The following is a 21,975-nucleotide window of genomic DNA, read 5'->3' as shown; positions in this document are numbered from 1 at the left end:
GCTTTTTATGGCTTAAAAGGATGGAAACCTTTAACAGTGGCTCCTTTTTCTTGGAGTGCTATTGCAATTTTTTTCATTTGATCTCTATTCCAGAGATTTTGTTCTTCCGAGAACATAATTACTGTACTGTGATCGATTGATTTCCCCACTAGTTTTTTAGCGATTTGAAATTCTCCGACTAACTCTTCCGACCAAAACCATTTTAGAGCACCTAGAGGGAATGTCCTTTCCTTGAGTGTAAATGGCTTTTCGTATAAAAGAGCAATAATGTGATCCTCGTTTAAGGAAAACGCTCTAACCCTTTTACCACTGTGCATTCGAAACATAGCAGCTGCCATCACGAGTGGAAATACGATATAGCAGAGTACTTTTGTTACAGGGCCTATCAGGAGTGTAGTGATTATCATGATCAGAATGAAAAGACCAATAGCAATTCGTAGTGATTTTTTTTGGTTGTTTTGAAATTCCATTTAGCATGTTTCTAGGGGGAACCTTAGTAACGTATATATTATTTACAATCTCTTTTTTTCCTTAAGAGGATGTCTCCATTGTAGACCAATTTAGAGTTTTTTGGGAAATTTTATTTGGTCTAAGGAAACGATCATCAACGTGTCTTTAGGTCGACCAAAACTTCAAGATATGTAGCTCAAGTATGAGCGGCTCACTGATGACCAGTGGGAAGTTATCAAACAATTTATCAACTGGCAAAGAAAGCGGAAAATAGATTTGACAGATGTCTTTAATGCTATACTTTTTGTAACCAGAAGTGGCATGCAATGGAGATGTTTAGAGCAAACCAATTTTCCTGATTGGCAAGCGGTTTACTACTATTTCAAAAAATGAGATAAAGAGGGTGCGATCTACGAGATCAATTTGGCATTGAATCGACTCGAACGTTTACAAAAAGGCAGATAAACCTTGCCTAGTCTAGGTTTAGTAGACTTTCAAAGTATCAAACTAATGCCAGCTTGCCATATAGGAAGATGGCTCGATGGCAATAAAAAAGTGAATGGTAGAAAGCGTCATATTTTAGTTGATGTCCTAGGTCGAATATATGATTGTCATATTCATTCGGTTAATCTGCACGACAGTCCTCAAGGATGCAACTTATTGAACCGATGTTTTGACTTCGGTGATCGCTTGGAAACGATCATGGGGGATAAAACCTATTGTGGTACGTTTGTTGATGCCGTAGAGGATTGTGGTATGGAATTTTAAATTCCTCATCGCCCAGATGGTACCAAAGGTTTTATCTTAGAGTCCAAGCGTTGGGTTGTAGAAAGAAGCTTTGTTTGGCTATTTTTTTTGCTGTGTAGTCATTGATTATGAAAAAAAACGACACAAATCGCTATAATTCTTGTGTTATTAGTTGATATCTCAATGATTATTTGGATAATAGTCTATTGTGCGTTATAAAATTCCCTAACAAGCTTTTATATTTGGCACTTTCTCCACTAGAGCCTTAGCAAGTAAAATTTTGCATTAGATCCACCATTAAGAGTGTGCTCTTCGAACCTTAAGAAAACTTACCTCAAACAATCATCATCTCTACGACTCTTCAATCGAACATTCAGTATGGAAAAAAAAGAACTACACCTCCCTTTCACACAGCTTAGCCCAGAGAATCAACTTATTGTCAAAAAAAATGATTTTGGATTTGCTCTCCGTCCAAAAAATCTTGACTCTGTAGACAATCATCATGTATGGTTTAAACAAGAATCCTGCTTAAGGATGTCTGCAAATGACCCTAATAAGCCTATTATGGGCAGAGAACTTTCAATTGGTTTCTGGGCATTTATCAAAAATCCTTCCGAAAAAGCGCCCTTAATCGAAATACATCAGTTTGAAGAAATTACAACGACTACTACGTCAAATCATGGTAGAAGTACTCATATAAGTGTATCTGATAATGAGTTAAATTTTACTGTTTTTGATGCCCCAGAAGAATTGCGTGAAAAAACGGTCATTAAAACAATGTGTTGGCAATATTTTTTGCTCCGGATAGCAAAAAAAGGAGAATCAGAAACTGAATTTTCATTCTATATTAATGGTGAAAATTCGTTTAAGAAAAATATTAATTCTACTAGAAATGGTGACTATAAAGACATCCAGATATCTATTGGTAATACATTGATTGAAGGTGATGTGTACGAAGGGACTGAACCACATTGGACAAATTTCCAAGGCGGCATGGCAGACCTGCGCATTTACGACTATGCATTATCCGAGGAGAGCATTAAGCAATTACCATTTGAGTACGGAAAAGCCAAGCAAACCTTAATACAGGCAAAAAATACTAAAGTATTTAAGGGGGATTTCGTATACACGGCCATGGTTGAACACCAAGGGACAGTCGTCGGCTTTGCCCTAAATGAGGACAGGCGCTTTATTTATTCTGTACTGAACCTTGATCCTGCGCAAGATTTAATTGATAGGGAAGCCTGGACAGTTAAACAAGAATTGGGATTTCCCCGTGAGATCGGTCAGGCCGGTTTTGCCATCGTTGATAACCATAAGCTGGCATTGGTAAACGATAAAAAGGAAGAACTGACTGCTGAAGCGGTTGAAAATGGAGTAAAAGGAGATGCTTTTTACTCAACAACGGCTTGTTTTACAGGACTTACCCCTTTTCAGGTGCTTTCCGATGGAAAGTACGTTTATCTATTTCGCCAGGCGGATAAAAGTGAAGCGCCTGCGAGCTTGCAGAAAATAGCAGATAAGACACTATTAGCGGATAGATTTGTGCTTAGTGGAACTAAATTGGTCAATGCAAGGGAAATTCGCTACAAGCACAGCGGAAATAAAATTCGGCCGGCGGATCGAAGAGATGCGTTGTCACCAGTTGACAGGGATAAAAACCATTTTATTGAGCCAACTCTTGAACTGGCCTTCGTGAAAAACATGAATAACGGAGCTTTTTCGGTATTCCAAATCCCCGTAAAGAAGAAAGATGAGAAGCGTTGGCAAATCTTTAGTAATGATACAGAGGGGGGGACACAGGAAATACTCAAGGCGTGGAACTTCAAGGTAAGCGAAGATGGCTGGTTTGATTTTGGTGAATCGCAGAAGTTTGTAGATGATTTTACCGAAAAATATGACTTATCAAAGGAAGACATTGAAAGAATAAGGTCAGAAAAGGATGAAGAACGTTATAACGCCTTTGTCGGAACATTGAACAGCAAAGAAAATATTTTCACAAAGAATGAAGAGCTCATTTTAAATAACGATGTAGAGGTACTCAAGAAAAATTTACTCATTGCCGAACCTGAACAACAAGCCAATCCCCAAAAAGCGAACGGGTGGTTCGATCTTGGCCAAAGTCAGTTGGTTGTCGACAACTTTATAAAAGAGCACCAGCTAAGTCCGGAGAATGTCGAAGCCATAGTGAAAGTAGAAAATGATAACCTGCACTTTTTGTTAGAAGGAATCCAGAACGACACTGCATTTGCCCAACTCAACGAAGCGGAAAAGGTAAATGCAGTCAAAAGATTTAAATTTCACTGGGCAGTCGTGGAGTCTCAACAAGAAAAAATTGATGCTGCTAAAATGCAGGTAGAGAAATACAAAGAAAAATATTCCCTTTCTAAAAACGAGATTGCAGATTTCAAAAACCAAACTGTCGACGAGTGTGTAACTGACATAAAAAATAAAATAATTAGCAATAAAAAGAGGGACAAAAACGAAGAGGAATATAAAAAGACCAAGTCTGATTTAGCTGAATTCTTTTATCATAACAGGGTCATTAATAGCAATTCGGGTTTACCTGAAATGATTATTCCGGTATCTAAGCAGGCGGCTATTAAATCGATTGATGCACTTTCCGCTATTTTATTCAACCATGGCAAAAAACTATATGGGCACGAACGGAGTGTGATGCTGGCTTATGTGTTTAATGATAATTGGTTATGGTCTATCAGAATCCCTCTTGAAGATTCCGGAAGGATAAACGATCTTTTGATTCCTAAATATGACGATCTTGGTAAAGTTATAGAGAATGACGGCCTACATATTTTCGACCAAAAGGGAATAGTATCGGAAGAGATTGTGAAAATGAGCCCGGTGGAAATAGAAGATGGCTTACCATGGGCCATCTCTAACCTCCGTATTGAAGATTATATCTATCGTTATAACGATCAAGGGGAAGAAACCAGAGAAATTATTGAGGCGAAAGTACGTCCCTATCTTTTTTGTGACGCACAAGGTAGGCTTGGTATCTACTTTAAGGGGGCAAGTACAAAACAAATGCTCTTTAATCAAACAGGTGGGAATTTTGCAGTATTGTATTTTGAAAATCCTGATGGAGTTATCAGGACAAAATCAGCGAAATTACTGTATAATAAACTTGGGCTTTCAGATATAAAAAATCCTAAAGGATTAGAAAAAGGACCTTATAACATTTATTTGGCTCGTGCGGCTAAAAGTGAAAGGCCAACATCGGATTATGATGGTGGTTTGGTATTGTTTCTGGATACTCATGATAAAGCTGATAAAATCGTAAAAAGTCATGATTATTGGGAAGCTAAACAAAATTTTTATCCAGTATTCAATAGTGGAAGTTTTATAGCTGATGTGTTGAATGGAAAAAGGAGTTTTCTATTAGGCAATATAAAAGATATTAAAATCTCTTCTGAATATTCTTTATATTGGAGTGTCAGTATTTTATTAGCTAATGATTGCAGCCTGTTAAGTAGGCATGACTTAAAAGATAATGGTGAAGTTGATTATGAAAGGATTAGTAATAACGATGATTTTAAAAAGGCATTTTACAGAGGAATTTGTGACTTTCAAATAGGGGAAGCTAGATTTAGTTTTGGTCGCGAACACGAACTAGCATTTGAGATTAATGTTGAAAGTCAATGCATCGAAATTTTTAGTATTTACTTAGAGACAATAAATGATATACCTGTTACGGATGATATATTTTCTATTGAAACTGATTTAGGAAAGGCATATAATGCCTGGCTCAAAAAAGCGGATAGTGGGTCAACGAGTGTTGACGCGATACTTGATGGTCGTATAGATACCTTTAATAGCTCCCCTGGTGAGTGTTTAGTAGAAGTAAGTGGAACACGAGAATACTTTCTCCCCGCAGGATATCCAAGTCAGACTTCATTTTTCATAGTCAAGGAAAGAATAGAATTAGGAGAGCAGTGGGTTCTTCCTTCTCCAGGAAAAGCAATTCTTTTTAGCCATCAACAAAAGAAAGGGATTTTACAGATCGACCGCGAGAATAAAGAAAACCTGGAGAGCTTGCGTCCATCAAAAAAAGGTCTGAGCTTGGAGGCATGGATCAAGCCAACCCCACTGGCAAATGGTGAAATTGCCTCTATCATTCATTATCATTCGCCCGAAAATGATGCAGAGCAACTGCCTGTAGAATATTATGACCTAAATATTCAGGAAAAAGATGGCATGTACACTTGCTTTGCTAATATTGACAACCATCGGGTAGAAGCTATTGGGCAGCACCCTTTCTACGAGTGGCGACACCTCGCAGTGACATATAACAAATTCTGGGGCGTAAAACTAAATGGAGGGAGGATAAATTGTGGCCGGAACAAGTCGCTTAGCTCTGATGGAGAATTTTCAATTGAACTATTGTTAGAGGTGAAGCAAATGTCGGCTTCGGAAGCCACGATTCTTGAAAAGCAGGGAGAGTATACCGTTAAGATTAAAAAAGTGGGTTCAGATGAGTTCGAGGTTATTTACACTTTAGGAAATAGCGATAATTTAGTCAATAATACGGTAAAAGGGAAAATCGGTGATTTTCAAAAAATTACTTTGATAAAAAGTAAAAAGAAGCCAAACAAAGAAAGTTTTGGTAAGACGATGCCGATTCCTGAAAATGACGACAGCAAAAATAATGGGCGCAATCGAGAAAAATACGCAGAAAAAGATACTGATGAGTTACTAAAGAATATGGATGAAAGTATTGAGAAACTCTATGAGAAATTGGATAGTTTTGATACGTCAGAGATAAGTGGTGTTGCCAATAATGGGGAAGCGTACCAAGAGGGCGATAATTATTTTATATCCTTAATTATAGAGGATAATGCATATGTTTCTGAAGAAGCAATTGAAATTCTACCTCCTGCAAATCAGTTCAAGGAATTATTTATTGGTAGCAGTGGGTTTAGTGGAATTGTTGATGAAGTACGCCTTTGGAATAGAGCACTGACGGAATCAGAAGCTTCTCGGTATCAAATGCCTCAAGATACTAAAGGGCTGGCCGCCGCATGGTTGATGGAGGAGGGGGAAGGAAAATACCTCTCCGAACTTCGAGGCGATAACGATGCAATTATTGAAGGCAAAGTAATCTGGAGCCATAGCCCCAATACAGAAAAAAAACCAATCAGATTTTACTTTGATGGTGAAATCCAGCAGGTTAAACTCTCCACAGTAGACGATTCCCAAAAGACCAATATGCAATTCAGCCTTGGTGGGTATTATAATCAAGGGAAATACTATGAACTTTACCAGGGAGAGATGGAGGAGGTCAGAATATGGGGAATCTGCAGAACGGAAGAGGAAATATGCGATAATGTATTTTCTCGGCTCAAGGGCGAGAAGAAGGACATATTGGCAAATTATACGTTCGATGGAGATGAAGGAACCGAAAAATTATTTTTAGATGCTGGGTACAATGGGAATCATTTGGCAATAAAAGAACCGGAATCAGCTTCAGGGCCTTCTGGAGCAACCAGAATAAAAGTGGTTAATTCTACAGCTCCCGTCTCTGAGGAAATACCTGTAGTTCTATCTTCTAATAACTTTAAAGATAACCAATTTAACGATTATATAGATAGTAGGCCTGCTATCGTAGAATATGGTGACGTACAACATTCAAACGAAGGCTTAATCAATGGCATATTAAAGAAGTGTTATTCCTTTATTAAGGATAAAGAATGGCACTTGGTGACCGGTTTTAAAGTGGGGAATCTGATCAGCGAATGGTATGGCCAGGCTCAGTATGCTCCCCAAATAGTTGGATATATGGAAGGCCCTCCACCTATACCTGGGGAAAACCTATCTTATGCGGCAGACAAGGATCTCGATATTTATGCCTATTTATTGGAAAATTCTACTGAATTTGAAGAGGCGGATGAAATAGCTTACAATTATTCAGTCTCTAAAGAAAATGGTTATCGGGCAGCTGCCGAAGGGGAAACTAAAATAGGCGGGGGAATAGATACTATTATTGCACCATTGGGAATAGGAATAACGATCAAGGGGAAAGCTGGTGTCAAAGGTACCTCCAACTGGGAAAATACAGGAAATCGATCAGCCAGTTTTGAGAAAGGGGTCAGCAAAAACACCAACCGAAGTATGAGCGCTTCCTTGGCGGGCTATTCAGGGAAAAGAATAGAGGGTGATGACAATCTTTATTATGGACTTGGGAATACAGGATATGCACTAGTGAAATCTAAAACAGCCGACGTTTACGTTTTGAAACTAGCTCATAACAATGCTGTTGTCAAAATTATTTACCAACCCAATCCCGACATTCCAGAAGACACCAATATTATTCCATTTCCGATTAACCCATTTTACGTGAAACAAGGTGTATTGGATGGAAAGTTCAAAGGACAACCGGAAAAGGATCACTACCCCAATGCAGATACGTATGGTCAGTATAGTTACTTTAAACCAACCGAGGCCTATAAACTCAAGAAACGCATTGAACGGGAGCAACTTCAACTAGAACAATATTATAACAGTTTTGATGTAGAAGATTCAGATGATGGGTTCAAAGCTATTTCAATTGCTACGGGTATATTACAAATAATGAATGCCGTGCCCGTAGTTGGTCCGCTGATTGCCGGGGTGAAAAACCAAATTTTGGGGCAGATTATGAATAGAACATCTTATAATAATACAGATCTTAGGAATAAAATAGCTAAGAACCTCAGTAAACGCAATATAGCAAATACGTATGTATGGACTGTAGAGGGTGGCTTCTACGCCGAATCCACTGAAACACTGGAAACACAGCAGGAAGTGATTAGCAATGAGATGTCTATTAACATGGGGGGAGGCCTAGGGGCTTTTGCTGAAGTTGAAGCACCTCTCGAGATTGAAGAAGAATTTACTTTTGGCTCCGATTCAACTCTTACCTTGACAAAAAGCAAAACGAAAGAGTCCAACAATTCTTTTAGTTTAAATATTAGTATCAGCTTGCCCACCTCCCCCAGATATCAATTCATCGGGACTGTGTTAAAAGAAAATTTACTTACCCCCGGCACAGTGGATGCCTATCGCTTCATGAGTTTCTACTTAGAGCCAGATGCTGATAATTATCGAACTCTTTTTGAGAAAGTTATAGATCGAACGTGGCTAGCGGAAAGTAATCATCCGAATGCAAAAGCTTTACGTTCAGTGATAAACGGGGTGAATGGTCAGGAACTCAAGTGCTGGCGGATAATGCATAGGGTGACTTATGTAAGCCGGGTTTTACCAAAAATTCCTACTGCCGGTGATACTCCTTTGGAGGAAAAAATGATAGCTCAGAACATCGAAAGTAATTATGTATTAATAAAACTGTTGGAGCCATACATTAAGGGATATACAAGCAGTGAAGATTTTAAGAAAAGGGTAGGTGACGCAATTGATCAGCATTTACAGGAATTTTCTGAGAAGAAATACAAGAAAGAAATTTTACATTATCTGTGCCTATACTATGGTGTGGACGTAGAGTAAATATGTACTTATAATGCGAATTAAGAGCTAAAAATACGTAGAAGCAAGTTGATAACTTTGTGGAATGCGACTTCTACAACTTATCGAACTGTACTTCTACGTATGCAAAATATACGAAGAAGAGTTAGAATGGCATTGTATACGGTTTACGAAAAACCAATCAAAAACTACTGACAACTTACCTGTTTAGTATGGCCTTAGAAGAGCTTATGCGAGCTTATGCAGAATTTTGTGTTTCCAAGCGAAAAGGCGTTGTACCTTTTTCAGGGTATGATTACAAAATACGGTTTTCAAAATGGATGTGCAATTGGTTGTAAATCTGTGCCCATCCAGATCGGCTTTTTTGCCACTTTTTGCTGATTTGTTGTGCTGCTAGATATACCGACTTCAATGCAGCATTGTCCGTTGGAAAGACCCTTTTGTTTTTGGTGTATTTCCTCAGACTAGCATTGAAGCTTTCAATAATATTGGTTGTGTAGATGAGTTTTCGGATCTCCACAGGATAGGCAAGGAAAGCGGTAAGATTCTCCCAATTTTGCTCCCATGATTTGACTGCAACTGGGTATTTATCATTCCAGTTTTCTTTAAAAACCTCAAAAGCCTCTCTAGCCATAGGCTCATTGCTGGCTTGGTAAATAGACTTTATATCTTTCACAATGGCCTTTCGATGCTTGTAGGAAACAAATTTTAGCGAGTTGCGAATCTGATGAACAATACAAATTTGATGGACACTTTGTGGCAATACTGCTTGAACAGCCTTGTCTAAGCCGCTTAAATTGTCAGAACACAACATAAGAATATCCTTAACGCCACGGCTTTTAAGGTCATCCAGAATAAGGCTCCATGCCGATGCACTTTCATTTTCTACTATTGTCATAGAAATGATGTCTTGCCTGCCCTCCATATCAATGCCTAAGGCAATCATACAAGCCTTAGAAATCACCTTGTTATCTTGCCGTATCTTATAGTGAATCGCATCAATCCATACCACTGCATACTGATCGTCTAATGGCCGTTGTTGCCATTGTTTGATATCCTCCAGCAATTGATTAGTGATCAGAGAAACTTGAGAAGGGGAGTATTTTATGCCATAAGTTTGCTCCGTAAAGTCAACAATATCGGCATTACTCATTCCTTTAGCGTAAAGTAAAATAATGCAGTCTTCCAGCTCCTGAGTCATTGACTTATGCTTAGGAACAATCACTGGATCAAAGGTCGATTTACGGTCACGAGGAACCTGGATTCGATGGGTGCCATTAGCTCCTTTTATCGTCTTTGCAGAATATCCGTTGAGAACATTGTCCTCCAATGGTTCAGCTCCTTCACTGTGGCCTAAATGGGCTGTAAGCTCTGATTTGAGTAATGCTTCAACGCCTCGCTTGAATAATTGCTCTCGCAGTTCTTCAAAATCCTCCTTCCCTTTCAACTGGCTAATCAGTTCTTCTAATAATTGATTCGTCTGTTCTTGCATGGTGAAATTTTTTATCAAAAATTTGCCTGCAAAAGTTACAACACCTTTTCTGATTTATCGAGAAACACAAAATTATCTATACTCCCCCTTAGAAGGTGGATTCAGGGTCAAAGACACCTACAATTATATCCAGCATCATTGGTTGCACTATTTTCCATGTCTTCCCAGTTACTCCGCCTATATAATGCCCGCTTGAATCGATTGGTGCCCGTCTTTCCTATTTTGGTCAGCCGATTGGTTAGAAAGCATTGGGCCGTCTTTAATGAGCGAAGCCTTATTTCGTTAACCGATTGATGCCAATACTGCCTTGTAGTGGCAAGCGAAAAGGCAAAGTAGCTCCAGAGTTGTGCGATAAAGGCTACAATTCGACTAAAAAAATACATTTCTTTGGCCTGAAACTACATGGTATTGGTTTTCATCGCCTTGGTAGTTTACCCGTACTGGAATTCATACAACTGTGCCCAGCTTCTGAACATGATCTCTAAGCTCAGCGGTAATTACTAGAATAAATGCAGGGCCGAGTCGTTTTCGCACTACTTTTGAACAAACGCTGTCGCCCGATAATAGAGCCAAGCCGAGTTGTAGGTATCCTTCTGATCCGAAGTAAAGGCGACCGTCCCAAAATGAAGTTACCCTAACACAATCCAGTGGCTAAAGACCTCCTAAGGAATCACTCAACTCAACAAAGGAAGGCTCAAGCTAGACGCTACAGTTGCCCCACAGCAACTGGGAATGGGTGACTTTTGAGGATACCCTACCTAGGGTCACATGAATAAAGTATTGTAAGTACCAGTAGAAAAATATAGCCTCTTACCGTTACTAAATGATTATACCTGAATTTACTTCTTTATTTACGAAAAAGCCCTACCGAATCGGTTGCCCCAACCGCAACTTACGCATAAACCAGGCAATCAAAAAGCTACCAATTACCGTCGGAATAATCCATGCAATACTGCTGGGGATCACAAAGTTTACATTGACGAAAAAAGCCGTGAATACGGCGATAGTGGCACCACCCATTCGGCCAATATGGCGGCGTAAGGCCAGTTTTGGACTACGATTGATATTCCGATACCATTGGTAATCTTCCCGCGCCATACTTAGAGAGATGAGTCCAAAAGCTGCTGGTGCAATCGCTCCCATTGATCCCATTTTACTCACAAAGGTGGGGACTCCAATAGTTAAGAGGAGAATACCAAAAACAAGAATCATGATACTTGAGGAATAATCTAGAAACGTAGGCTTTTCTTGACGACGAAAAGCTAGATAACGCTTGCCCGTATAGGTGAGGTGAAAGCTAAACACACAGAGCATAACCAGTGCCCATTTCTCGTGTACAATGCCAGAGGGAATGCTGGCCAGGGAAGTAATCAACATGGTAAGAAAGAAGACATTGCCCGCCTTTTTGTGCCAGTGGCTCCATTTAGAGGTGGCAAAGGCAATCATGGATGCACCCATGGCTATAAGGCCAGTAATGATGTGCAGAATAATTAAGGGGCGGTAAAGTAGCTCTAACATGATGATTAATTTTCCAACAAGTTAGGTCTCCATTAACGCCCCTGAAAAGCAGCCTGACTGAACTGTCGATTTTTGCTACTGAAGTGTTTTTTTGGTACAGGGTACAAAGTACTGGGTACTTGGTAAGGACATAAAAGCCTACGGCTATCAAAATCCTTACCTAGTACCTAGTACAAAGTACTTAGTACCCTTAAACCGCTCCGTCCTTAATCTCTTCCACAATTTCAGGATTCAATAGGGTAGAGGTGTCTCCTAAATTAGAGGTATCTCCCGAGGCTATCTTCCGTAAGATGCGGCGCATAATCTTGCCGGAGCGTGTCTTAGGCAAGTCGCTTACAATCTGAATCTTGTCTGGCTTGGCAATAGGGCCAATGACATCACGGACAACAGCATTGATCTCCTTTCTGAGCTTATCGTGGTCGGTTACTTTTTCATCAATAATGACGTAAGCATAAATACCCTGGCCTTTGATATCGTGTGGGTAGCCGACTACGGCAGATTCCAATACCTGAACGTGTTCGTCGATAGCATTCTCTACTTCAGCAGTACCCATCCGGTGGCCAGAGACGTTGATTACATCATCTACTCGGCCAACAATTCGATACATGCCATTAGCATCACGGCGAGCACCATCTCCGGTAAAATACTTGTCATCAAAGTGTGAGAAATACGTAATTCGGCAGCGCTCATGGTCACCATAAGTGGTACGGAGCATAGAGGGCCAGGGGTATTTTACACATAAGAGGCCTTCTTCCTCCATATCATGCAGTTCGTTACCTTCTTTATCTACGAGGCAAGGCTGTATGCCGGGGAGTGGATAGCCCGCGAAAGTAGCTTTTTGCGGACTATGGTCGCCAAGGCCAGAGATCATAATGCCCCCGGTTTCGGTTTGCCACCAAGTGTCTACAATTGGGCTTTTGCCCTTTCCTACTACCTCATGGTACCATTCCCATGCTTCGTGGTTAATCGGTTCACCAACAGAACCTAGAACCTTGATACTACTGAGGTCATACTTGTTTACGTATTCATTCCCATAGGCCATAAGTGCTCTGATGGCAGTAGGAGCAGTGTAAAACTGGTTGACCTTCATCTTTTCAACAGATGCCCAGAAGCGGCCAGCGTCTGGATAAGTAGGCACGCCTTCAAACATCACAGTTGTTGCACCAGCCAGTAGCGGGCCATAAATGATGTAGGAGTGGCCGGTAATCCAGCCAATATCAGCAGTACACCAGTAGACGTCGCCGTCCTGATATTGAAAAACATTGCGGAAGCTGTAGCAGGTATACACCATATACCCCCCACAAGTGTGAACGACTCCTTTGGGTTTTCCGGTAGAACCGGAAGTGTAGAGAATGAAGAGCATGTCTTCACTATCCATTGCTTCGGCTGGGCAGGTAGTTGCTTGCTTGTCAACAATATCATGCCACCATACGTCGCGGTCAGACCAGCTAACTTCGTCGCCTGTATTTTTGTGGACCAATACCGTTTCAATACTTGGGCAACCCAGTTCCATTGCATCGTCTACCACTTGTTTGACGGGGATGTGTTTTGCCCCGCGATTGTTGTAGTCAGAACAGATGACCATATTACAGGTGGCGTCATTGATACGGTCTGCAAGTGCTTTGGCAGAGAAGCCCGCAAAAACAACAGAATGGATAGCACCAATACGAGCACAAGCTAGTACTGCAATGGCAAGTTCAGGTACCATGGGCATGTAAAAACAAACCCGATCACCTTTGCTTACGCCAAGTTCTTTGAGTGCGTTTGCTGCCTGACAGACTGCTGCATGTAATTCTTTATAGGTAATATCTTTTACAGGAGTGTTTGGATCATTTGCATCGTACTTGATAGCAACCTGATCTCCACGATCAGCTAAATGGCGGTCGAGACAGTTTTCTGTAATGTTGAGTTTTCCACCAGTGAACCATTTTACATCAGGATCGCGGAAATTCCAGTCTAATACTTTATCCCATTTTTTGCGCCATTGGAAAGTTTCGGCCTGAGCAGCCCAGAAACCCTCCGGATCGGTTACGCTTTGTTGATATACCTTTTGGTATTCTTCGAAGGAGGTAATTTGTGAGGTCATATGAAGCGGTTATTATTTTATACAAACGTATATAGATGTGTATATGTGTAAAGATAAAAAATTTTATCAGCCAAACTCAAAAACTTCCGAAATAATATCTACTAATTCCTGATTGTCGAAAGGTTTTGTAAGGTATATTTCGCCTCCGCTAGAATAGCCTTGGTGACGATCTTGGGAAGTACCTTTTGCTGTGAGGAAAATAATGGTTGTATCGGTAAGGTTTTCGTCGTTGCGAATGGCTTTGGCTACAGAAAAACCATCAAGGCCGGGCATCATAACATCCAGTATTACAATATCTGGTTGATGTTTACGTGCTTGCTGGATACCTTTTGAGCCATCAGAAGCTTTGACAACGTTAAAGCCTTTCTGTTGAATTAAAAACTCCAACGCAAGGAGAATATTAGGCTCGTCATCAACGAGAAGAATCGTACCATTTCTTTTCATAATAATGAGCGATTATTGAATTGCAAGATAAGCTATTGCTATAGGCAAATGTAATAAAAAGGAAAATAAATTTCGCCAAATATTGGAAACAAAAGAGATAAATCGGAAATCAGGATTGCTGACGATTAGTTCTTTACGGCAGGTAGGCGAATCAGGAAAGAGGTTGCCCATTCAGGATGAGCAGTAAGGTTGACCGAGCCATGATGTTGTTCGAGTATATGTCGGCAAATATAGAGTCCCAGCCCACTGCCCTGTGGTTTTCCCAGGTTGCTGTCTTGAACCTGGGTGAACTTATCAAAAATAGTATCCTGTTTCTCTGGGGGGATAGCTTTGCCATTGTTCCTGAAAATAAGCTCCAGTGTTTCATCTACCTCTTGCAGCTCTAATTGTATTTGCCCCTTTTGGGGATCAGCAAACTTTAGTGCATTCGACCAGAGGTTGACCAATACCTGGGTCAAGCGATCCTTGTTGCCCATAATGGTCATTTCTTTGATACTGCTAACGAAATGATAGTTGATTCCCTTTTCTGATACTTGTTGAGAAAAAGTAGTAGCGGTGTGTTCCAATAGTTGTATGAAATCTATGGCTTCAAAGCTAAGTTCTTGATCTGTAGCCTGAATTTTTTCTAAATCTAATACCTGGTTGATAAGTCTGGCTATGCGCTCACTTTCGCTGACCAATACGTTGAGAAATTCGTTTTTTCTGTCGTTTGGCAAGTCAGGGTTTTCAGCCAGGATTTTTGCAAAAGCTTTAATAGAGGTGATGGGCGTTCTTAATTCATGCGTAACGGTTGAAATGAATTCTGCCTTCATTTGATCAAGCTCTTGAAGCTGTTGATTGGCGCTACGTAGTTCTTTGGTAAGTTTTTCCAGTTCCTGGCCTTTTTTCTCCAAAGCCCTGCTATATTGTAATATTTCCTGGGTTTGTTCCAAGGCGGTGAGCATCTCTTCAAGGCTGATGGCATCTGTCTTGGCAATAGAAGCCAAAATCAGTTTTGAAGAGGCTGCTCCAAGTGCGCCTGTTAACTGTGTTTCCGTAAAGTTAATGAGCTCAGAAGGAGCTGTTTCTAGTCTGCTGAGATCAAGGTTTCTGTAGCTTTCAAATTTCCTTAGTAGGATTCTTGCTTTTTTGATGCCTAAAAAACGGGCCAATACCATTTTAATATCATCAATGCTGGCTTGGCGTTGGATAAGAGAGTAGTCTTCCTGTTGCTCCTGGTACTTGTAGATATTAACAAATAGGTCTGCCTGTTGAATCTCTGTTGCATTGGTTTTTGTATAAAGGGAAATACCTATCAATGCCAGTGTATTAAGACTCAAACTCCAAAAAGCAGCATGAGAAAATTGATCAAGATGGTCGAGCCCTAAAAGGGACTGTGGCTTTAGGCCATGAATACCACCAATACCATATTCAAGAATGTCGGTTGAGAATAGTCCAGCATCAATGAGTGTTGGAAATGGCAGTGTGAACCCCCAAATGAGGAACCCAATGATCAGGCCACCAATGGCTCCCTTACGGTTAGCTTTTTTCCAGTATAGTCCTGCAATGACGGGGGGCGCAAATTGTGCAACAGCTAAAAAAGAAATCAAGCCAATTGACACTAGAGAGTAGCCTTCTCCTACAAACTTAAAATAGCTGTAGGAAAGTAGTAGCACGCAAATAATACTCACTCGGCGTATTCCCAGTAAGCGTCCGGGGAGTTCCGCCTTGGTCTCGTCTACCAACTCCGCATTGATGACCAATGGTAAGAGGAGGTTGTTGCTGATCATGATACTTAGTGCTACAGTAGCAACAATGACCATACTGGTAGCAGCTGAAAAACCACCCAAGGCTGCGAGAAAAGCAAGCCCTTCCTGACCTGCCAGCAGCGGGAGCGTAAGCACGTAGGTATCGGGTTCGATGCCTTGTTCTTGCAATAGTAGGTTGCCAGCTATTGCGATAGGTATTACAAATAAATTGATGAGGAGGAGGTACAAAGGCACGAGCCAACTCGCTGTCTGAATATTGTCAGGGTTATCATTTTCTACTACTGCAACGTGAAATTGGCGGGGTAAAAGGAGGAAGGCGAACATGGATACCAGCGTAAGCCAAAACCATTGCGTACCATCCATTCCTCCTTCAAAAGTGAAGAGTTGGGCAATATCTTCTCGCTCGATAGCTTGGGCGAATAAATCGCTGAATCCATCAAATAAGCCATACACAACAAAGAGGCCTACTGCCAGGAAGGCCAATAGCTTAAAAATAGACTCAAAGGCTACTGCTGCGATCAAGCCAGCATGTCGTTCATTGGGGTCGAGGTGCCGTGTCCCAAAAAGGATAGCGAAAAGGGCGAGTAATATCGTTACGTAGAAAGCAGAGTCTTCATAAAAAGGCAAATGAGCATGGACATTGAGGAGCAAAGGGTCCGTATTCATCAGTAGGTCCAAACTGGAAGATATGGCTTTGAGTTGAATGGAGATGTAAGGAATAATGCCAAAAACAGAAATGATAACTGCTAAAATTCCCAGAAAAGCACTCTTACCATATCTACTGGAAATAAAGTCGGCTATGGAAGTGATTCGTTGCTTTTTACAAATAAGAACGATCTTTCTTAAAACAATGATCCAGACAGGTGCTAGGATGGTTGGCCCTAAATAAATAGGCAAAAAACCGGCGCCAGAACTGGCGGAACGCCCTACGCTGCCAAAAAATGTCCATGCGGTACAATAGACCGCCAAGGAGAGGGCATAAATGAATGGAGAGTTTGTCCAGCTTTTTTGTTTTCCTCCTTTTCGATCCACATAGTAAGCCACCCCGAAAAGTAAGGCCAGGTAAATCAGCGTAATCGATATGATTAGAACTTTGGACAAGGGTAGCGACTATTTATCGGAAGAACGTAAGGTGAAATAGGTAGCAATAATGATAAGTAACCAAATTACAAAAAGCATCAAATAAAGCTGAGGGATGCCCATTATTAACCGCATTTTTCCCAATAATCCTAGAAAAGGGAAATTGAAGCAGATAGCAGCCAGGATGCTAACGAAGATGAGTTTGGAGGATTTTTCAGACAAAAGAATTAGGTTTTGAAGTTTTATACGACTTAGTGCCGGGTATATCTACTTTGCGTAAAAAGAGCCGACTCAGTATGCTACTGAATCGGCTCTTAAATTATAACACTTTTACTAATTCTCTTCTGTTTTCTGCGGGAAAAAGCCAAAATAGGATGGTTGTAACACCTTACTCTTGACCAGTGCCCAGAGGAAAAGGAGTGCAAAAGCACCCAGTGCAAGGGACACTAAGTAATACCCTTGAAGTTGAGGCTCGAGGATAAAGCGCAATGCCAGTGTAATCGTAAGATAAACGGCAATGAACCAGTCTGAAAGTCGTGGGCCTAAAGAAAATTTAGCCATAATAAAAGTGTTTAAGGGGAAGCCCGGAGGGTATTAACTAACGGAGGATATCCAGCAAAACAAAACGATACCTCCAGGCTTCCATTCTTTTTACAAATTTTAATGATCGTGAGCAGCACCAGCGCCACGAGGGACACGAATGTCTTCGACAATTTGCTGAACATTTTCTGGTGGAGGAGGTGTCATTCTGGAAACCACCAGAGAAACTACCAAGTTGAAGACCATTGCAATGGTACCAAAACCCTCAGGAGAGATACCAAACCACCAACCGTCTTTTAGGCCGGCAACAGCTTCTTTTCCACCATCAAAAATGCCAAATTTGAATTTCAGCATGTACCACAACATAATGGTAATACCTACGATCATACCAGAAATAGCTCCCTGCATATTCATCCGCTTGTCAAAAATACCAAGGATGATAGCCGGGAAGAAGGAGGCGGCAGCGAGGCCAAAGGCCAGTGCGACGACCGCCGCTACAAATCCGGGAGGATTAATACCAAAATACCCGGCTATTAATACGGCTACAAAAGCACCAATTCTGGCCCAGCGTAATTCCCACTTTTCACTGATATCTGGTTTGATTTGCATTTTGATCAAATCTCGAGAAATCGAAGTAGAAATAACGAGTAGCAAACCGGCAGCCGTCGATAAGGCAGCAGCCAAACCACCTGCGGCAACTAAGGCAATTACCCATGCTGGCAAGTTGGCAATTTCTGGATTGGCCAATACCATGATATCACGGTCAATAGTTAATTCATTTGCGTCAGCGGCAGCTAGGTATTGAATGCGCCCATCTGCGTTTTTATCGTCGAATTTAATTAAGCCAGTTTGTTCCCACTTGCTGAACCACTCTGGCATCTCTGCGTACTCCTTGTTGCTTACCGTATTGATCAAGTTAACACGTGCAAAAGCTGCAATGGCTGGCGCAGTAGTGTAAAGGATAGCAATAAACAAGAGGGCATAACCAGCAGAAGAACGTGCATCCTTTACGCGTGGTACAGTGAAGAAACGAACGATAACGTGAGGTAAACCTGCTGTACCTACCATCAAGGCAAAGGTGATAGCAAATACATCTGTCATCGATTTAGTTCCGGAGGTATATTCGGCAAAACCCAGCTCTTGGTGAAGTACATCTAGTTTGTCAAGTAATGCCATACCTGTGCCGTCGGTGACGTCACCAATGAGTCCAAGCTGAGGAATAGCATTTCCGGTCATCGCTAGCGAAATAAAGATCGCGGGCACCATATAAGCAAAAATCAAAACACAATACTGTGCGACCTGCGTATAGGTAATACCTTTCATACCCCCAAGTACAGCGTAGAAGAAAACAATGGCCATACCAATAAATACACCATTGTTAATATCCACTTCAAGGAAGCGAGAGAATACAACACCTACACCGCGCATCTGGCCGGCTACGTAGGTAAAGGAAACAATCAATGCACATACTACTGCCACTGTTCGTGCGGTATTGGAATAGTAGCGGTCTCCAATAAAATCGGGGACCGTGAACTTTCCGAATTTTCGCAGATAGGGGGCCAGTAGTAAGGCCAGGAGAACGTATCCCCCGGTCCAGCCCAAGAGATAAACGGCACCATCATAACCCATAAAGGAAATAAGGCCCGCCATGGAGATAAAAGAAGCAGCAGACATCCAGTCTGCGGCGGTAGCCATACCATTGGCTACAGGGTGAACGCCACCGCCAGCGACGTAAAATTCTTTGGTAGAACCAGCTCTCGCCCAAATGGCAATCCCTATATACAGGGCAAAGGTCAGGCCTACGATGATCAGTGTCCAAGTTTGAACATCCATAGTTTTATTATTTTAAAGCTTGTTTTTTGAATTGTTTTTTGTGCAATACAAGGGGTGTTTACTCCTCGTCGACATCGTACTTTTTATCCAATTTATTCATCCAGTTTACGTAGACGAAAATGAGTACGACAAAGACGTAGATAGCACCCTGCTGGGCAAACCAAAAACCGAGTTTGGCGCCTCCTACGCTGATGTTATTCAACGTGTCGACCATAAAAATGCCGAACACATAGGAGACCAAAAACCAGATAGAAAGGAGTATCGCCAGATAGCGGAGATTGTCACGCCAATACTGTTGGAGGTTCTTTTCAGACATGGAAAGTTATTTTTGAGTATAAGAATAAGACTGACATCCGTTTAAGCATTTCTGCTAAAGAAAGATATGGGCCTGCATGCGAATTTGATTGACATCAAGGGCGCCACCTTCCCGAGGATCATTACCGATATGGTGATATTCCAGGGTAAGTTTGGCGTTGTGGCCATTGATGAAGTAGTTGAGACCAATGTCTAGTGCATTGGTAGGGTCAGGTAAGCCTTCGTAGTTGCCTGATTGGAAAGCGACATAAGGCATCATCTTGCTACCTGGAACCAGTACACCCACGTGGCCATAAAGCACAGAGCCTGTACCTGCCCAGCGAGCAACGTAATCTTCGCCGTAGTTAAAGCTCATAAACGAAGCGTAAGCATTAAGGCATCCACCGCCGTTAAGTGGCTTGTCCAGGAAAATGTCGGCAGCAAAGTGGGTCACGTTTACGTGTTCTCCTGTATTGTTGTTGTATACGCCGTTGGGGTGAGCGAAGAAGCCCGCGCCGATAGCCAATACATCCTTCTTACCAAGGTAGGTTCCTACAGCATAAGGAAGTTTCGTTGATTCTGTATCCTTGATTTGATAGCGGAAATAGCCTTCAATGACGGTGTTTCCCGTTGGGTCGCCATCTTTATCGAGATTGTTGACACCAGAATAGGTCAGCGCAGGGTTTACTTGGCCGTTATAGTTACCACTGATCCCATTACGGCCAGGGTTGTTGATGGCCAGGCGGTAATCAAATTTGTCGATGCTCCCCTTGGCGTACATGCCCAAATGACGAGCAAATTGATCCGTGATTCCCAAAGAATGCCAGTGTACGAAAGGACGACTTTGATCCATCGTCATAAAGTTGAGGGTACTCTGGTTAGCCAAGCGGGTCATCCCTTTCCAGTAGTGAAGTCCACTACCGATGTAGAGGTTTTTATTTACCATAAATTCTACCCAAGCGTCGTGCAGGAAGAGTTGAGGAGCATCACCATTACCTCCCAAGGAGGTTAGGTTACCTGAGCTCAATCCATTAAGACCAAAATGAGTGAGAATTAGAAAGCGAGGCGACACTTGCGCAAACGCTAGCATCCGCGAACGGCGAATACTTGAGCTTAATTGCAACTTTGCCGCATCGCCACCATCGGGCGCGGTTAGGTTACTGGTCGTGAGCCACTGCTGGTGCCAAATAATAAAGCGAACATACTTGGAGCCATCCTCATTAAGGTTAAGCTTCAGAGGCTTGTAGGAGTGGTCAACCTCTGCGGCTTCCTGTGCTGTTAGCCAGTCTGGAGAAAACCCCATTAGGCAAATTAGCATAGTAATGAATAGTATTCTTTTCTTCATAGCTAAATAGTTGAAAAGGAAGGTTGTTGTGATAATTAGTATCGTATTCAATTGCTAAAGTATATAGATATATAGATGTGTGCAAATAAAAACCTTATTATTTTTTACATCTTACAGTAAAAGGCAGATAATATTCTGTTATTAGTGGTTGTGGGGTATATAATTCTATCTAGTGGGCGAGCGCTGCTAGAGGTAGCGTTGTGTAAACTAAGGCAGGAAAGGGTAGGGGGAGGATATCCAATCTGTTAGGGTATAGCAATTGCAGTTAACGCAGTATTAGGCAAATACTTCAAGAGGCTTTCCTTTGAATAATGCCTTGAACAGGTATTGTTTGAGTCTAAAACTAGAAGTACGGATTTCAGTAAGAGTAATCATTATAGTCGACAATACTGGAATAAGGCTAGGAGAGCATCAGCCGCTAGCCCACTTCGTTCAATACCCGGACAATATCATAAAAAGAAGGATTGGCTAGATAATAAAGAGAGGTTTTGCCGACACGGTCAAGGTCGACAACATTCTTGTTTTTCAGGATGCGGAGATGGTGAGATGCTACTGCCTGTTCAATATTCAGGTCTTGGTAGATTTCGGTAACAGAGAGCTTTCCTTCTTTGTGCAATAGCTCAATAACAGCCAATCGGATGGGATGGGCAATAGCGCGTAGTACTTCGCTAGATTCGCGCAATGATTCTGTTTGATTTGGTGTTTTCATGCTTTTACTCGCTGGAGTATTGCTTAAGGATTTGTACTTCTAACGTAAAAATATCTATATAGTTCTCTATATATGCAACTTCTTTGATGGAAATAATGTGATCATTAGCTGTACAAATGATTTTTGTATTTCATCGAATCAGTCCTTATAGAAACAGCTAGGAAGAACGAAAGTAGCACAGGAAAAATGAATACCAGGAGAGTAAATCAC

Annotated in this window: 14 protein-coding genes and 1 pseudogene; 3 read left to right on the top strand and 12 right to left on the bottom strand. The window is 41.4% G+C overall.

Features of this window, described 5'->3' with window-relative positions:
- Window positions 1–5: 5 nt before the first annotated feature.
- Window positions 6–470, bottom strand: a complete 465-nt coding sequence (locus A3EU_RS0127450) for a hypothetical protein (protein ID WP_020539392.1) — start codon at window positions 468–470, stop codon at window positions 6–8.
- A 202-nt stretch (window positions 471–672) separates the two neighbouring features.
- Between A3EU_RS0127450 and A3EU_RS35630 the strand changes: the two are divergent.
- From A3EU_RS35630 to A3EU_RS0127440, 3 genes and pseudogenes are all read left to right on the top strand, one after another.
- Window positions 673–843 (top strand): annotated as a pseudogene (locus A3EU_RS35630) (transposase); the annotation flags it as partial.
- A gap of 75 nt (window positions 844–918) precedes the next feature.
- Window positions 919–1,218 (top strand): transposase, encoded by a 300-nt coding sequence (locus tag A3EU_RS35625; protein WP_020539391.1) that lies wholly within the window; start codon window positions 919–921, stop codon window positions 1,216–1,218.
- Window positions 1,219–1,575: 357 nt separating this feature from the next.
- Complete coding sequence (locus tag A3EU_RS0127440; RefSeq protein WP_020539390.1) at window positions 1,576–8,697, top strand: LamG domain-containing protein; 7,122 nt, start codon at window positions 1,576–1,578, stop codon at window positions 8,695–8,697.
- Between the two features lie 274 nt (window positions 8,698–8,971).
- Here A3EU_RS0127440 and A3EU_RS0127435 read toward each other — a convergent pair whose 3' ends face one another.
- The 11 genes from A3EU_RS0127435 to A3EU_RS0127375 all read right to left on the bottom strand — a co-directional run bounded on the left by A3EU_RS0127435 (window position 8,972) and on the right by A3EU_RS0127375 (window position 21,765).
- On the bottom strand, window positions 8,972–10,168 hold the full coding sequence (locus A3EU_RS0127435; protein WP_020539389.1) for an IS256 family transposase: 1,197 nt from the start codon (window positions 10,166–10,168) through the stop codon (window positions 8,972–8,974).
- An 864-nt stretch (window positions 10,169–11,032) separates the two neighbouring features.
- Window positions 11,033–11,686 (bottom strand): hypothetical protein, encoded by a 654-nt coding sequence (locus A3EU_RS33375; protein WP_020539387.1) that lies wholly within the window; start codon window positions 11,684–11,686, stop codon window positions 11,033–11,035.
- 190 nt (window positions 11,687–11,876) lie between these two features.
- On the bottom strand, window positions 11,877–13,772 hold the full coding sequence (gene acs / locus A3EU_RS0127420; protein ID WP_020539386.1) for an acetate--CoA ligase: 1,896 nt from the start codon (window positions 13,770–13,772) through the stop codon (window positions 11,877–11,879).
- Window positions 13,773–13,838: 66 nt separating this feature from the next.
- A complete protein-coding gene (locus tag A3EU_RS0127415; protein WP_020539385.1) occupies window positions 13,839–14,216 on the bottom strand; it encodes a response regulator transcription factor in 378 nt (125 codons plus the stop codon).
- 125 nt (window positions 14,217–14,341) lie between these two features.
- The gene (locus tag A3EU_RS32110) at window positions 14,342–17,065 is read right to left on the bottom strand and encodes a sensor histidine kinase (protein ID WP_020539384.1); all 2,724 of its coding nucleotides are present in this window, start codon (window positions 17,063–17,065) and stop codon (window positions 14,342–14,344) included.
- Window positions 17,066–17,074: 9 nt separating this feature from the next.
- Window positions 17,075–17,266: a hypothetical protein gene (locus A3EU_RS34440; RefSeq protein WP_156825926.1), complete on the bottom strand. Its 192-nt coding sequence runs from the start codon at window positions 17,264–17,266 to the stop codon at window positions 17,075–17,077.
- 111 nt (window positions 17,267–17,377) lie between these two features.
- Window positions 17,378–17,605, bottom strand: a complete 228-nt coding sequence (locus tag A3EU_RS0127395; RefSeq protein WP_020539381.1) for a hypothetical protein — start codon at window positions 17,603–17,605, stop codon at window positions 17,378–17,380.
- Window positions 17,606–17,704: 99 nt separating this feature from the next.
- Window positions 17,705–19,417, bottom strand: a complete 1,713-nt coding sequence (locus A3EU_RS0127390; RefSeq protein ID WP_020539380.1) for a sodium:solute symporter family protein — start codon at window positions 19,415–19,417, stop codon at window positions 17,705–17,707.
- 58 nt (window positions 19,418–19,475) lie between these two features.
- On the bottom strand, window positions 19,476–19,733 hold the full coding sequence (locus tag A3EU_RS0127385) for a DUF4212 domain-containing protein (RefSeq protein WP_020539379.1): 258 nt from the start codon (window positions 19,731–19,733) through the stop codon (window positions 19,476–19,478).
- Between the two features lie 54 nt (window positions 19,734–19,787).
- Entirely contained in the window at window positions 19,788–21,056 is a 1,269-nt protein-coding gene (locus tag A3EU_RS0127380; protein WP_026211612.1) for a hypothetical protein, read from the bottom strand.
- A gap of 418 nt (window positions 21,057–21,474) precedes the next feature.
- Window positions 21,475–21,765, bottom strand: a complete 291-nt coding sequence (locus A3EU_RS0127375; RefSeq protein ID WP_020539377.1) for an ArsR/SmtB family transcription factor — start codon at window positions 21,763–21,765, stop codon at window positions 21,475–21,477.
- Window positions 21,766–21,975: the final 210 nt, after the last annotated feature.

The sequence above is a fragment of the Lewinella cohaerens DSM 23179 genome, from assembly GCF_000379805.1.
Classification (GTDB): domain Bacteria; phylum Bacteroidota; class Bacteroidia; order Chitinophagales; family Saprospiraceae; genus Lewinella; species Lewinella cohaerens.
This window is presented reverse-complemented; position numbering and strand designations above follow the sequence as displayed.

What these genes read in the sequence shown, in the direction of transcription:
- A3EU_RS0127450 (WP_020539392.1), bottom strand. Translation starts at nt 470, where the DNA reads ATGGAATTTCAAAACAACCAAAAAAAATCACTACGAATTGCTATTGGT.
- A3EU_RS0127440 (WP_020539390.1), top strand. Translation starts at nt 1,576, where the DNA reads ATGGAAAAAAAAGAACTACACCTCCCTTTCACACAGCTTAGCCCAGAG.
- A3EU_RS0127435 (WP_020539389.1), bottom strand. Translation starts at nt 10,168, where the DNA reads ATGCAAGAACAGACGAATCAATTATTAGAAGAACTGATTAGCCAGTTG.
- A3EU_RS33375 (WP_020539387.1), bottom strand. Translation starts at nt 11,686, where the DNA reads ATGTTAGAGCTACTTTACCGCCCCTTAATTATTCTGCACATCATTACT.
- acs (WP_020539386.1), bottom strand. Translation starts at nt 13,772, where the DNA reads ATGACCTCACAAATTACCTCCTTCGAAGAATACCAAAAGGTATATCAA.
- A3EU_RS0127415 (WP_020539385.1), bottom strand. Translation starts at nt 14,216, where the DNA reads ATGAAAAGAAATGGTACGATTCTTCTCGTTGATGACGAGCCTAATATT.
- A3EU_RS0127395 (WP_020539381.1), bottom strand. Translation starts at nt 17,605, where the DNA reads ATGGCTAAATTTTCTTTAGGCCCACGACTTTCAGACTGGTTCATTGCC.
- A3EU_RS0127390 (WP_020539380.1), bottom strand. Translation starts at nt 19,417, where the DNA reads ATGGATGTTCAAACTTGGACACTGATCATCGTAGGCCTGACCTTTGCC.
- A3EU_RS0127385 (WP_020539379.1), bottom strand. Translation starts at nt 19,733, where the DNA reads ATGTCTGAAAAGAACCTCCAACAGTATTGGCGTGACAATCTCCGCTAT.
- A3EU_RS0127380 (WP_026211612.1), bottom strand. Translation starts at nt 21,056, where the DNA reads ATGAAGAAAAGAATACTATTCATTACTATGCTAATTTGCCTAATGGGG.
- A3EU_RS0127375 (WP_020539377.1), bottom strand. Translation starts at nt 21,765, where the DNA reads ATGAAAACACCAAATCAAACAGAATCATTGCGCGAATCTAGCGAAGTA.